Origin of the sequence: Salinivibrio sp. MA440 (genome assembly GCF_001996265.1) — a bacterium.
Classification (GTDB): Bacteria; Pseudomonadota; Gammaproteobacteria; order Enterobacterales; family Vibrionaceae; genus Salinivibrio; species Salinivibrio costicola.
Window position 1 is genome coordinate 21,831 of sequence record NZ_MUFI01000018.1, and the last position, 13,879, is coordinate 35,709.

The 13,879-nt window shown below is 49.0% G+C and carries 14 protein-coding genes; 9 read left to right on the forward strand and 5 right to left on the reverse strand.

Annotation, left to right across the window (positions count from 1 at the left end; translation table 11 throughout):
- Nucleotides 1-77 precede the first annotated feature (77 nt).
- Together BZG80_RS15750 and BZG80_RS07440 are read right to left on the reverse strand one after the other, a co-directional pair.
- Nucleotides 78-179, reverse strand: a complete 102-nt coding sequence (locus BZG80_RS15750) for a MetS family NSS transporter small subunit (RefSeq protein WP_021023748.1) — start codon at nucleotides 177-179, stop codon at nucleotides 78-80.
- A complete protein-coding gene (locus BZG80_RS07440; protein ID WP_077461155.1) occupies nucleotides 176-1,663 on the reverse strand; it encodes a sodium-dependent transporter in 1,488 nt (495 codons plus the stop codon). Before BZG80_RS07440 ends, BZG80_RS15750 begins: the two co-directional genes overlap by 4 nt.
- Before the next feature lie 798 nt (nucleotides 1,664-2,461).
- On the opposite strand from BZG80_RS07440, the gene BZG80_RS07445 reads away from it, so the two are divergent.
- The 5 genes from BZG80_RS07445 to emrD all read left to right on the forward strand — a co-directional run bounded on the left by BZG80_RS07445 (nucleotide 2,462) and on the right by emrD (nucleotide 7,015).
- Complete coding sequence (locus tag BZG80_RS07445) at nucleotides 2,462-3,736, forward strand: patatin-like phospholipase family protein (RefSeq protein WP_241833879.1); 1,275 nt, start codon at nucleotides 2,462-2,464, stop codon at nucleotides 3,734-3,736.
- Nucleotides 3,737-3,740: 4 nt separating this feature from the next.
- Nucleotides 3,741-4,298: a sugar O-acetyltransferase gene (locus BZG80_RS07450; protein ID WP_077670086.1), complete on the forward strand. Its 558-nt coding sequence runs from the start codon at nucleotides 3,741-3,743 to the stop codon at nucleotides 4,296-4,298.
- Nucleotides 4,299-4,439: 141 nt separating this feature from the next.
- On the forward strand, nucleotides 4,440-5,045 hold the full coding sequence (locus BZG80_RS07455) for a GTP cyclohydrolase II (protein ID WP_021023753.1): 606 nt from the start codon (nucleotides 4,440-4,442) through the stop codon (nucleotides 5,043-5,045).
- Between the two features lie 105 nt (nucleotides 5,046-5,150).
- Entirely contained in the window at nucleotides 5,151-5,612 is a 462-nt protein-coding gene (locus BZG80_RS07460; RefSeq protein WP_077461157.1) for a methyltransferase family protein, read from the forward strand.
- Between the two features lie 191 nt (nucleotides 5,613-5,803).
- Nucleotides 5,804-7,015 (forward strand): multidrug efflux MFS transporter EmrD, encoded by a 1,212-nt coding sequence (emrD, locus tag BZG80_RS07465; RefSeq protein ID WP_077679072.1) that lies wholly within the window; start codon nucleotides 5,804-5,806, stop codon nucleotides 7,013-7,015.
- Nucleotides 7,016-7,126: 111 nt separating this feature from the next.
- Here the strand turns inward: emrD and BZG80_RS07470 are convergent, their stop codons facing one another.
- On the reverse strand, nucleotides 7,127-7,462 hold the full coding sequence (locus BZG80_RS07470; protein WP_021024513.1) for an HI1450 family dsDNA-mimic protein: 336 nt from the start codon (nucleotides 7,460-7,462) through the stop codon (nucleotides 7,127-7,129).
- Between the two features lie 250 nt (nucleotides 7,463-7,712).
- Between BZG80_RS07470 and BZG80_RS07475 the strand changes: the two genes are divergently transcribed.
- From BZG80_RS07475 to BZG80_RS07485, 3 genes are all read left to right on the forward strand, one after another.
- Complete coding sequence (locus tag BZG80_RS07475; protein ID WP_028569789.1) at nucleotides 7,713-8,507, forward strand: hypothetical protein; 795 nt, start codon at nucleotides 7,713-7,715, stop codon at nucleotides 8,505-8,507.
- Between the two features lie 401 nt (nucleotides 8,508-8,908).
- Nucleotides 8,909-10,225 (forward strand): YjiH family protein, encoded by a 1,317-nt coding sequence (locus BZG80_RS07480; protein ID WP_077679073.1) that lies wholly within the window; start codon nucleotides 8,909-8,911, stop codon nucleotides 10,223-10,225.
- An 80-nt stretch (nucleotides 10,226-10,305) separates the two neighbouring features.
- A complete protein-coding gene (locus BZG80_RS07485) occupies nucleotides 10,306-10,953 on the forward strand; it encodes an esterase/lipase family protein (RefSeq protein WP_077679074.1) in 648 nt (215 codons plus the stop codon).
- Between the two features lie 74 nt (nucleotides 10,954-11,027).
- Here the strand turns inward: BZG80_RS07485 and BZG80_RS07490 are convergent, their stop codons facing one another.
- Together BZG80_RS07490 and BZG80_RS07495 are read right to left on the reverse strand one after the other, a co-directional pair.
- On the reverse strand, nucleotides 11,028-12,299 hold the full coding sequence (locus tag BZG80_RS07490) for a DASH family cryptochrome (protein ID WP_077679075.1): 1,272 nt from the start codon (nucleotides 12,297-12,299) through the stop codon (nucleotides 11,028-11,030).
- A 140-nt stretch (nucleotides 12,300-12,439) separates the two neighbouring features.
- Nucleotides 12,440-12,772, reverse strand: a complete 333-nt coding sequence (locus tag BZG80_RS07495) for a DUF3392 domain-containing protein (protein ID WP_021024518.1) — start codon at nucleotides 12,770-12,772, stop codon at nucleotides 12,440-12,442.
- A 135-nt stretch (nucleotides 12,773-12,907) separates the two neighbouring features.
- Here BZG80_RS07495 and BZG80_RS07500 point away from each other — a divergent pair, with 135 nt between their 5' ends.
- Entirely contained in the window at nucleotides 12,908-13,849 is a 942-nt protein-coding gene (locus tag BZG80_RS07500) for a Gfo/Idh/MocA family protein (RefSeq protein WP_021024519.1), read from the forward strand.
- The last annotated feature ends 30 nt before the right edge of the window (nucleotides 13,850-13,879 follow it).

The following is a 13,879-nucleotide window of genomic DNA, read 5'->3' on the forward strand; positions in this document are numbered from 1 at the left end:
GATATCGAGCTTGAGGGCTGTTAGGCGTGTTTGTATTGTCAAAACAGCGCCTACTTGCAGCAGGCGCTTCACATATTTTATTCACTATTACTTTGCATCGCTTTACGAATACACAGAGCGGCACCGCCCCATGTTACCGCTAAACCGATAAGCATCATTACGATTGCACCTGTTGTCATGCGTCTGTCTCCATGTCACGAGCGGGTGTGGTTGTGCTGTTAACAATAATGCCAACAACCAGCATGGCTGCCACCAAGCCCCAACCGAGGGTTAATAGCTCGAACTGCGCATAGCCACCATAGCCGTCGTTAAAGGTATCAATCAGGTTTTTCACCAAGATCACGGCCAGCATAATCGGGCTGATAAAGCGGATACAAATTTCCATCCACTGTCCCACATTAAATTCAGATACGCGATTCACGTATTGACGGATGTCAGACAGTTTCACTAGCCAGCCTACGACAATTAGCTCAAGCAAGCAGCTGGTTAACAATGCAACGTTGTTGACAAAGTAGTCGACTAAATCAAGCAGCAACAAGCCACCGTTGGTAGCAAACGCCATTGAGACCACAAAGCCCACACCACAAACCGCGATTGCCGCTTTTTGACGTGTGACATTCAACTTATCCATGATCGATGATGTAACCGCCTCGATGATCGAGATATGCGAGCTTAAGCCTGCCACCACCAGCGCTAAGAAGAACAAGGGACCCAAAATATAAGGGATAGGCAACAGATTAATTGCGGCTGGCAAAGTGACAAAGGCCAAGCCGACACCGCCGCTGACGACGTCAGTGATGCCCTTACTCTGTTCGGCGGCCATGTAGCCGAGAATAGAGAAGATCAACACACCCGCGACAATCGAAAAGCCGCAGTTAATCAACACCGTCATTAAGGCGTTATTATTCACATCCGATTTCTCAGGTAAATAGCTTGAGTAAGCGAGCATGATGGCAAAGCCGACAGAGAGAGTGAAGAAAATCTGCCCGTAAGCAGCGGACCAAACACTGGCATCTGTCAGTTTGCTAAAGTCTGGCGAAAACAAGTAGTTAAGCCCATCAAGCGCGCCCGGTAACATCACCACACGGCCAATTAGCAGCAGCACCATGATAAACAACAGTGGCATCATGATTTTGCTCGCCTTTTCGATCCCGCCTTTTACGCCACGGAATACGGCAGCAAACGTGATTGCCCACGCAATGATCATCGGAATCGCAATATGCCATTGCCAATCACCCAAATTAGTGGGCGAGTTTTCACCCAGCTTTAGGTAATCTGAAAAGAAGAAGGCGTTGGTATCTGTGCCCCAATCTTGTCCAAATGAGAAGCCAAAGTACGAAATGGCCCAACCAATGACCGCGACGTAGTAGATCCCAATCGTTGCCGCAATCAAGACTTGGAACCAACCGAGCCACTCAAACTTGGTGTTGAGTTTTGAGAAAACCACGGGCGATGAGCCACGTAATTTTTTCCCTAAACCAAACTCCATGATCATAAATGGAATACCGGCAGTGAGCATGGCGAAAAGGTAAGGGATAAAAAAGGCACCGCCACCGTTCTCATACGCCATATAGGGGAATCGCCAAATATTCCCTAGGCCGACTGCTGACCCAACGGCAGCGAGGATAAACCCAGCCCGTGAGCCCCATTGTTCTCTTTGCATATCTACTTACTCCTTTGCGAATTGCCCTTCTTGCGCTTATCCAAGCCCGCAGTGTTGTGATGCTGCGTTTTTTGGCCGATATGAAAGAAATAGCACATTCCCGCAATATTGATTTTTAACGTCCTGTTGCCCGAATGTTGATTTTTTTATCTAAAGCGGGCAGTCATTGCACATTAAGCACAGCAAGAGACTAAATCAATAGCCTTAAAACCAACAAGTTAGCAAAAAGATGGGGGTTAACCTGCAATAATGACGCTTTGACAGTTGTTGATGATAAAATTTTGTTGTTCTCTAGTGAAAAGAACTATCTTTTTTATCAATAGGTGGTGATTCATGGTTATTTGGTGGTGCACGTTAATTGACGAAAAAAACAGCATTAACAAGCGCTTTTATTGTGCCACAGCGTGATGAAACATGATCCTGATAGCAGAATTGCAGCCCATAAAGGCGCACACTTAACCAGGTTTTATACTGTTGGTGAGCTAACTAGCGAACCAGCTAACCCGGTAACAAAATTAAAAACGTAAACAGTAAGGAGTCAGGCGATGAACACCACATTGGGCTACGCGTTAATCACCGCAGGTTGTGCGCTAGGCATGATATTTACCTTCGCTGCGGTGGCAGTGATGGGGTAAAAGTGAACAATGTAGATAAGTGTCAGGTTAGATGCTTACTGAAACACGCTCACTCATCCGTAACGGGGTAAGCGCTAGCGCAGCGTTACACGACGCGTTAGACTATGCGGCATCGTTCAATAAAAACAGATGCATAACGTGAGTGTGCTCGTAAGGGGCGAGTGTGGTAGACAGCAAGCAAGCCGTACAACCTAAGATGTTTGCGGCCGATACGCAGGCTATCGGTTTAAATAAGAGCCAGCCTTCGCGACCGCAAAGAATTTCCTTGGTCCTGCAAGGAGGTGGGCAGCGCGGTATTTTTACGGCGGGTGTCATCGACGCATTTTTGACTCGCCACTTTGATCCGTTCGAGCACTATTATGGTACGTCCGCTGGGGCGCTCAATATGAGCGCGTATGTCTGCCAACAATACCAATATGGCTACCGATTTATTACCCAGCTGACGACCCAAGAACGCTTCTTCCACTTAATGAAGTATGTGCGGCGTCAGCATCATATGGATCTTGATTGGGCACTAGAGACCGCGCTACCCGGAAAAGAGACGGCATTGGACATGGAGACGGCACGTCGTCACCTGCAAAATCGATATGCCTATGCGTGTGCAACCGATGTCGATATCTTGAAACCTGCCTTTTTCTCGCTTACGGATGATAATTGGCCTGATGCGCTCAAGGCAACCTGTGCCATTCCACTGTTGTATCCACACCCGGTTAATATCAACGATCACCGGTACGTCGATGGTGGCGTGACCGCTGCGATCCCCGCGAAAGAAGCGTTTGCGCGCGGCGCGGATATCATTGTGGTGATCCGTACAGAGCCTAATGTAGAGCAGGAAAAACGCGTCGATGATAGCGGTCGCTTTCTTGAAACACTGCGAGCACGATTTGAAACCCACAAACCCCAATTTAAAATCGCGGATTACCTCACTAACTTTGAAGAAAAATATCGACTAGCGCGGTTTGAAACCTTTCAAAAAGAGCTGAGTAAGCAGTTAGGAGAGTTATCGGAACGCTATAAGTCGAGCCGAGAGCAGTGGGTCAGTCGAGTGAAAGACAGTATGAGAGAGAAGGCGATGCAAAATGGCGGACGCTGGCTGTTCGGTGGTGACACCATTTATCGGCTACAATCGCTATCGGGTAAGCCACTCAGTACCGACATGCTGAAAATGTTCACCACCCACTATCAAAGCTATCAAAGTGAGCTACAGTTTTTGGCCAACCCACCTGCGCGTGCGCAAGTGCTACAAATTGCGCCGAATGAGCCGCTGCAAAGCAGTGCGTTGTTGAGCAAATCTGAAGCCTTGGAGGCGGATTATCAATTGGGCCTAACATTGGGCAATCAGTTTCTAGATCAATATGGCGATGCGCTGGTGGCCTTGTCATCGGTCGATAACTCAGAGTTTGAGTCGACCTCGGCTCCCATGCCGCATCAAGGATAGGTGGATGACGGAATTTGAAAAAATGCAGCGAGGCTTGCCGTACTGTCCTGCCGATGAGGAACTGACGTTGTTTCGTTATGCGGCGCGCCGACTGTGCCAACAATTTAATCGACTGGATCCAGAGGATGCCTCCAGCTTAAATGTGGTCACCACTAAACTGTTTGCGCATATCGGTGACAACGTCGAAATCGATGCGCCCTTCTTTTGTCATTACGGTATGAACATTAGTATCGGCAGTAATGTCAGTGTCGGGCCCAATTGCACGATTCTAGATGGCGCGCATGTCAGCGTTGGCGATAATGTCAGCATTGGCCCGAACGTTGGGATCTATACCACCCGCCATCGCGTATTACCGCTAGATATTGCCCGTGGTGAGTGTGAGTCTTCTCAAGATGTGATTATTGGTAACAACGTCATTATTGAAGGCAATACGGTGATTAAAGCGGGCATTGCAATCGGTGAGGGGGTCGTGATTGAAGCAGGATCTGTCGTGGATACAGACATTGAGCCTTTCTCTATTGTCGCGGGTAATCCTGCCGTTGTGGTGCGCCGGTTACAATAAACACACTCAATATCTGAATATATAATGTTATAACATAACCCTTTTGTGTTATATTATAACATCTTCTCATTGGCATCCGATCGTGGGTGTAGTAATGTTAGCGCCCTGAATCGGGTATCAGCAGTAAGAGATAAACGCATAATGGTTAAAGTTAGGGCCCGAGTGCCGTTGAAAGTCGGGGTGGGAAGCGAGATCCCCGCAGAGATCCTTTCCTTCCATGGATTACAATCCGAACAAGAGCACGTCGCGCTGATCTTTAAGCAGGCCGATCACACGGCTAATCCACCGCTAGTACGTATGCACTCTGAGTGCCTAACCGGCGATGTCTTTCACTCCTCACGCTGTGATTGCGGCGAACAACTAGAAGAAACTATCCATAAAATGGGTGAAGATGGCGGGATTATTTTGTACCTCCGTCAAGAAGGACGAGGAATTGGTCTGTACAATAAGTTAGACGCCTATAAGTTACAAAGCGAAGGCATGACAACTTACGAAGCCAACAATCACCTTGGTTTTGCTGACGATCTGCGAGAGTTTACCGAAGCGGCGCAAATGCTCAAAGCGCTTAATATTGATTGCATCCGCTTAGTGACCAATAACCCGAAAAAAATCGAAGAATTACAAGCCGCAGGTATCACCTTAAAAGAAGTGATTGGCACCAAAGCCCACCTTAAAGATGGTAACCGTAATTATCTGAAAGCCAAGATCGAACACGGCAAGCATCGTCTCAATCTTGAGCAAGACTGAATATTAAGCGTTAACGCCTCGTAATTTGGCAAAAAGGCAGTGACAGTGGCTGCCTTTTTTGGTTAGAGTTTCGGTATTATATCAGTCATCACTCAAGGACGAGTTATGCGTGTACCGGCTTGGCGTTATCTCTTTCCCCCTTTACCTCCCGTTGCCATGTTAGCGGCAATTGGCGGCGGGCTTGCATTAACGTATTACTTTCCTTTTGATATTAAGCTAGGCAGCCCCAGCTGGGCGATTGCACCGTTTGTCGTTGCCTTAGGGCTATTGCTGGCGGCGAAATGGGCGTTTCATCGTCATCACACCACTGTCGATCCGCTACAAGCCCCCTCCGCGCTGGTCACTACAGGCATCTACGCTTATAGCCGTAACCCAATGTACTTGGCGATGATATTGATCATTGTTGCCGCCGGGTTCTACTTTAATGCGCTATGGTGCTGGGGGATGATCCCTGCTTTTATGGCTTACTTGTCTGCCACATTTATTCCTGCCGAAGAGTATCGCTTGTTGAGCCAATGGCCCGATGAATTTGAAGCCTACAAAGCACAGGTGCGTCGCTGGATTTAGGATTAGATAAACTAATCTTTAATATAACAAAGAATCGGGGTGGTGAGGCTAAACGTCGATTGCTTACCTTGCCTGCAAAGCCTATCATTCCCTCACCGTAAACAAGGTGTTCGCGGAGGTTATGTCCTTAACCTCAATCTTGTTTCGTTTTTCAATGTTTATTTCGCATAATAATTTTTAGGAGTGTTGGTATGTCCTCGGCAATGCCTATGGGCAAGCTATTGCTATTGATCGTGATGTTGGCAGCGGTTGGGCAAATGACCCAAACCATGTATGTACCTTCTATTGGCGTGATGGCGACGGACTTTGCGGTGTCACCGTCACGGTTACAAGCAGTCATGGCCTGTTATTTGATTCCGTACGGATTATCGCAGTTCATTTATGGTGCCGTGTCTGACCGAGTAGGGCGTAAACCCGTGATATTGGCCGGCCTGGTACTATTTTTAGTGGGTACCGGCGTAACCTTACTGGTGAGCTCATTTAACGGTTTTTTGATTGGCAGCGTCGTTCAAGGTGCTGGCATTGGCTGTGGCGGCGCCATGGCGCGTACACTCCCGCGAGACTGTTTTTCTGGTGCTAAACTGCACCGCGCTAATAGCCTTGTCAGTATGGGACTGATTTTCTCTCCCTTACTTGCGCCGCTACTCGGGGGATTTTTAACCGAAGCATTAAACTGGCGCGCGAGCTACTTTTTCTTGCTCCTACTAGGCATTGCCGTGTATGCGATCATGACGCTGCGATTTACCGAAACATTGCCACGTGAGTCACGTCAACCCGGTCACTTTGGTACACGTTACCGCCATGTTATGGGCTCACGTCGCTTTAGAGGCTATCTGCTTTGCCTCGTGACTGTGTTTGCCGGTGTCTCTCTGTTTGAAGCAGCGGCAGGTGTAATTATGTCCGATACCATGGCGTTATCACCGCGTATGATTAGTTTGCTTTTTGTGGTACCACTTCCTGCTTACTTAGTGGGGGCGGGGCTATCGAGCCGATTCGCCGACAGCCTGGGCTATTATGCCACGTTGGCACTGGGCAGCGTCCTCGCTCTGATGGGGGCAGGATTGATCACCTTACCTGGCCTAATGGGTGAGGTGTCACTTTATGCATTGATTGGCGGTGGCTGTGTTTACTTTGCCGGAGCAGGCATTCTGTTTCCCGCAGCAAGCACCGGTGCAATTAGTCCGTTCCCTCATCATGCCGGAACCGCCGGCGCGATTTTAGGCGGTACACAAAACCTTTTGGCAGGGGTAGTCACCTTGGTGGCAAGTCAGTTGGGCGTGGCAAGTCAACTCTCTCTGGGGGCAATCATGCTGATACTCGGCACACTCGCCACGATCGGGCTTATCATCAGCTATCACGCAGAAACTCATGGCGATGATCACGCTTCGCTCACCACGCATTAATCGGTCAGAATATCGTGATTACCCGCAAAACCGACAATAACGGCAGTGAAAGGGCTGCCGTTACGGCTAAGTTTGAATGCGCTTGAGAGCCTCAAGATAAGTGTAAGGACATTAATGCAACTGCTTTCCGTTTCGGTTCCACAGCATATGGCAGAATTTATTATCGATATCGCGGCTAATCAGCATGCGCGCGAATACAGGTTTAAGCACTTCGTCGCCGGCCAGTCCAATTTGCACTTCTGCACACTGAGATAAATCTATATCAGCGCCCACGTGTTCAGGCCAATCACTATTAACTTCGACCACAATCGCACCGCCTTCGTCTTCAAACCGAGATTCAAAAAGCAGCAAATCGTCATGCTCCAAGTTGTCGGGGGCCATTTCGGCAAAAATATCAAACGCGGTCTCGATTATATCCTCTAAGTTAAGCAGGTTGTGTTGCGTCATAATTATCTCTCGTTGGGGTGTGCATGGTCGCACTATAACATGCGCAAGGTGGCATCTCAGCGATCAAAAACGCCAAGAGTGGGGCATGGCTCTAGAGATTCGTATGGCACCCCCTAAACCATGCACAGCGAACCGCTCTGGTGATTATCACAGAGACTGACTAAAATTGAAGCAGAGCCGTTGTTAGAGCGTTGATTTGTTAATGCAGATGACCAACAATAGCGCGCCTGTTCAACCGTGTGTAAAAGTCGTGACTCAGTTGCAATCTCGAACCGCGTATTTACCCGAGCCCGATCGGCGCGCGCCATTCCAATCTGAATTTATTCCCGTGATGATCAAAGCGGTGAAACAGCTGCGTGCTCTTCTTGGCAAGCGGCTTCACAGTGTGTATATCAGTGGCGATATTGTCTGGCGCCGTGCGGTCGTCAAAGAAACGGTGTTATCACTGACCGTTGTGTGCCAACAGGCGTTAACGCTTGATCAATCTAATGCGTTAAATACCTTGTTGTGGCGATTGAAAACCAGCCATAGCAAAGTGATCAGTGATTGCCATATCGATATAGTGACAGTGTCACACGTTAGCGATCTGTCGCAAGTCTTCCATTGGGGCTTCTTTTTTAAGCACAGAGCGATTTGCCTGTATGGACAAGATCTCTCTCTTAGTTTTGGCTTGTTCGAAGCCAGTTGGGAAGTGGCAAAAGCCATGAATCCAGACGTATCGGAAAAGCTTGCGCGCGCCAAGCAAAAGGTGACCGCCGCGACAACTTGGAATACCCAGCTCAACGTCGCACAATCGATCGCCGATACCTTAATACGCGCCGCATTTGGGTTAGTTATGCATAAAGAAGCACGTTGGAGTGAGTCATTAGAAGAGTGTGCCGACGCATTTATCAAACATTATCCTGCCCAGAAAACCGCAATTGAGCGACTTTTTATACTACTAGAACGCAAACCTGTAAAAAAACGTGCTGTTATGACCCTCCTCAATGACTTTGGTGATTGGTTGATCAAAGAATATGCCCGTATTGACTTTAAAATTGGTTAACAGGCATTGAAGGCAAATTTGCGCCTTATCGGTTGATTATATTTGGGCTTATTCTGTGAGCTAACCCACCTCATACCCTACAAATGAGTAACAGAATCTGATCTTGGTCAATAAAATGGTGTAACAAACTTTTCACAAAAGAGAGTTTGTTGAACTATGAAACCAGAAAATGGCATGGCGAATCGACTTTTACGATGTATTTATTCAGTATTTATGACTAAATAGTTATTTACATCCTATGTGTGATTCGATAATCTGCATGCCAGTCAGTCACAGTGAGTGAATAATTAATCGCCAAAGTGGTTGGTTTTCGCTGTGAGATAAATAAAAATTCAGGATTCAGACGTATGCAAAAAACTGACACACTCTCCAAGAAGGCACCTTCGACGAGAAATATTCTGATGTTCGCGATCCCATCGCTGCTTGGGTTGCTGTTTTTCATGACACCCATTACTTTCGGCGACAGTGTCACTATCCCTATTGCGGTGATGGCCAGCACTGTGTTGGACTTGTTAGGTAATAGTGCAACCGCGGTCGTCACTGCCTTAGTGGTGTTGAGTGCCGTTGTTTCAGTATTGGTTACCTTGACCAAACCTGCCGTGATCACACGCCATGGCTTCCTTAATGGCTTATTCAACGTAACCCCCATTTGGTTGGCAACTCGTATATTTGGCGCTGTTTTTGTCATCATGGCGTTTTATGGGATCGGTACGCCTGTGATCATGGGCGAAACCACCGGGGCGTTTGTGCTTAATGAATTGTTGCCTACCTTGCTTTCGGTGTTCATTTTTGCCGGTTTATTGTTACCACTGCTAACCAGCTTTGGTTTATTGGAGTTATTGGGCGCGGTGTTCACCAAAGTCATGCGCCCACTGTTTGGTTTGCCGGGGCGCTCGGCCGTTGATTGTGCGGCGTCTTGGTTGGGCGACGGTAGTGTCGGCATTTTGATGACCAGCAAACAGTATGAGCAGGGCTTTTACACCCAGCGAGAAGCGGCGGTTGTCGGCACCACCTTCTCAGCGGTATCGATCAGTTTTAGCTTGGTGGTGATTGCACAAGTTAATTTGATGCATATGTTTACCTGGTTCTATCTCACTGTATGTTTAGCCGGGATTGCGGCGGCAATAGTGGTGCCACGTTTGCCTCCTTTATGCTGGAAAAAAGATGCGTTAATCGATAACTCAGAGCGACAAGGTGACGAGGAAACATTACCAGAAGGGTATTCTACGTTAAGCTATGGCCTGCATTGTGCCCTCAACCGTGCCGAGAAAATCCGCTCGGTGAACAGCGTGCTCAAAGAGGGCGCCCAAAACGCTGTCGACATGGTACTCGGTGTCTTGCCTGTGGTGATGGCAATCGGAACCGCGGCACTGATGGTCGCAGAATATACCGACGTCTTTAGTATTCTCGGCGCACCCTTTGTACCACTGCTTGAATTGCTGCACATTCCTGATGCGGTGAGGGCGTCCGAGACCATGGTGATCGGCTTTGCTGATATGTTTATCCCGGCCATTCTAGCGGCAGACATTGAAAGCGAAATGACCCGCTTTGTGATTGCAACCGTGTCGGTCACTCAGCTGATTTATATCTCCGAAGTAGGTGCACTCTTGCTCGGCAGTAAGATTCCAGTAAAACTGTGGGAGCTGTTTGTGATCTTTATTTTGCGTACCCTGGTGACGCTTCCCGTTGTTGCAGGTATCGCCCATTTGATTTTCTAACGGATGATAGAGCGCGAGTAAAACACAATGACGTCTCACTCGATGAAGGGTAAGGCGTTTTTTTTAAAAAGGGAGACGGGATGAAAATTGTGACATTGCACGGCTTATACATGCACGGCATCTTTTTGATCCCCCTGTGTGAGCGGCTGGAAAAACAGGGCCATCAGGTGCTGAATCTTTCGTATAACACCTTGAACCCAGACTTCGATGAGATAAACGCTAAAATTGATGCGTTTATTGGCCAAGCGCCCGCCATTCTTATTGGTCACTCAATGGGTGGGCTGATTATTCGACGCTACCTTGAGCGCCAAACCGAGCGCCTCTCGTCTGGCACGATAAACGTTCGTACGGTGATCACCTTAGGGACTCCGCACCAAGGTGCTCAACTTGCTCGTTTATTTGGTGACCTTGGGTGGGGCGGCTGGTTATTTCAACGTAGTGAGCACCTGTTGATCCCAGATACCGTTACCCCTTGGGTCGACTTGCCACCGTTGCACAGCCTCGCCGGAGATTGTCCCTTCGGCCCCGCGGCTATGCTGTTAAAAAAACAAGTCTGTGATGGCACCGTGTTGGTTGAAGAAACAAAAATCGAAGGCATGACTAGCCACGATGTGTACCCGGTTACCCACATTGCCTTACTATTCTCACGCCGGGTGAGCGATAAAGTGAGCGCGATTATTGATAGCTACCGACCCGCCTGCGAAAAAGCCGGCGAGCCGAGAGGCTAAGCGAACGATGCTTTACGGGGTAAATAAATGGGTAACTTGGTAAATAAAGGGGTAGTATCGGATTATCCTCACCATCAATATAAGGGCTCTTCATTGGTTAGCCATTTGGCGACAAAGCTGCCATCAGGATCGTATTGCGCGGCTTGCTTGTCGAGATTAAATCGGCGGCTGCCGCGGGGATCAGCCCCTACACCGGCCAAATATTGCCAATTGCCATAGTTGGCCGCCACATCAAAATCAATCAGCTGCTGCTCAAAATACGCCGCGCCATAACGCCAATCGATCCCAAGCTCGTGAATTAAACAGCTGGCGACTAACTGGCGACTACGGTTAGAGATCCACCCAGTGTGTTTTAACTGACGCATGGCGGCATTCACAATCGGGAAATCGGTACTGCCTTCGCGCCATGCCATAAAGGCTTCAGCATAAAACGTGGTTAGAGGACGTTTATTGGCGATACCTTTAAAGCGGAAAAAGCGCGCACCGTAGTGATACAGCATCCACTGAAAATATTCGCGCCATAACAACTCAAAATACAACCAATAGGTCGATTCGTTTTGCTCGACATTGCGCTCATAGCGGTTTAACTCCGCGGCCACCCAACGTACCGACAAGCAACCGTTGGCCAGCCAAGCCGATAAACGCGAAGAAAACGCCCACCCATCAAGACCATTACGCGTTTCTTTATAACGCTGGACCCGGTGCGTATCCCATAAGAAATGATTTAACTGGGCGCGGCCGGCAATTTCACCGCCTTGATACGGGGAAATCCGACGGTCGGACAGTGGTGCCGGCTCAGATGTCATGCCAGCCAAGGGCGCCGGTAATGACTCAGGCACCGGCAAGGGTAATCGCGGTTGGATCCCTTTCTTTTCGACCGCTTTACGAAACTGCGTAAACGTTGGCGGGATATCAGGTAAATCAAACGGCAACTGGTGTTGTGTAAACAGCGTATGCGCATCGGACACCACCACCCGCTGCGGAAAGCGGCTGACTAAGGTGTCTACCTGATGGCGCTCACGCGTACCAGGGTGGTCGGTGACGCCAATCAGATCAAACTCATGATCCATACAAAGGTTCGCCACCACTTCCAGCGGGTTGCCCGTACGAATAATCAGCTTTTGCCCCATGGCATCTAAGGCGCGGTGCAGCTCCGTTAAGCTTTGCCACAAAAATGCCTCGCGCTGAGGGCCCAAATGCTTGCTTTGAAAATGATCTGCACGTGACCAGCTCGGATCAATCACAAACACGCAGGTCAGCGTGTCACAGCTTGAGGCCAAATTAGCGAGCGCAGGATTGTCGTGTATTCGAAGGTCGTGGCGAAACCACATGAGTCCACGTTGCATACAAATCTCCTTTTTCTCACCAATACGCTGTGATACCAGTATCGGATTGCTTACACAGTATGGCTGCTTAGTAATTAAACAGCCATACGAGAAAGTGGATGATTGGGCATCACAGGGAAGGGGGCTGGGCTATCGGGCGGTTAGATTTGGCGCTGACGCTGCGCCCACATCCCGATAAAGATAAAGGTCGCCACTAAGCCGGCAAACAGCCAATGATCAGGCCATCCACGCATTTTACCCGCAAGCCACGGCGACACCGCTATAATGAAAGCGCCGTAACCAAAAGCATTGATTGCCACAAATACCAGAGTACGAACAATAAAATGGTGTCCGGTTAATAAACGGCGTAGGGTACGGTTAATGTCATTACCAAACACCACCAAAAGCGACGCGACAATAGCCATCGCAATATCATTTAGCCAGGGCGTTAACCACGCACCGGCCTGAGAGAGCCAAGAGATTAAAATATTCATAATGATAAACACTGTGTAGAATGCGGCTAGGTTACTGATTTCTGCTGGCGACTTCCAGCGCTGACTGAGGCCGCACTCGGTTGGGCCGCATCCGGTTGGGCTACAGCTGGCTGCGCCACGACGTAAGGAGAAAGCATGAAGATCGCATCGATCGGGCTTGGCGACATTGCCCAGAAAGCGTATCTACCCTTATTGGCCAACTGGCCAGGATTAGATTGGGTCTTGTGTAGCCGTGATAGCCAAAAGTTGGCTGCGCTCGCATATCAATATCGGGTGACGAACACGGCCACCGACATCCATGAATGCTTGGCGCTTGGTGTGGATGGGGTGATGATCCATAGCGCGACCGACTCGCATGCGGCCTTGATTCGTCCCTGCCTCGAAGCTGGCGTGCCGGTATTTGTTGATAAACCCGTTGCCCCTTCAGGCGCAGACGTTGAAACCTTATTTAACTTGGCTGAGCAACACCAAACGCCGTTGTTTGTCGGGTTTAATCGCCGTTATTTGCCACTGTTAAACACCCACCTGAACGATCAGCGTCCGGAAGACGAGTTAGGTACACCGTTGTTATCGTTGCGCTGGGAAAAACACCGCCATGCGCTGCCTGATACACCACGCCGCTTTATTTTTGATGACTTTATTCATCCGCTCGACAGTATTAATGTACATGGCGACATGAGTATTGATGATTTAGACGTGTTCGCGCAATTTGGTGAAGGGTTACTCGGCCGGTTAGATGTGCGCTGGCACCGTGATAATAGCTTGTTTGAAGCCAGCATGAATCGCCAATACGGTGCCACCAAAGAAACCATTGCCGCTGCGTATCGTAATGAGTGCTATTTCTTTGATGGCTTTACCCGAGGCGAACGCATGCAAGACAACGTAATCACTCAACTTAGCCTCCCAGATTGGACCGGTATGCAGGCGAGCAAAGGATTTGAGGCAATGCTAACTCACTGGTTTGAGGTGGTCAGCGCAGGCTGGGTTGAAACCTCACTGACTCAGCGTAACGTCTCAACCCATTGGACCGCCGACGATCTTGTGGTGTACTGCGACGCATTGCGCGATAGTGACTAAATCGAACATGCCGTTCCCGTCGCGCAGCGG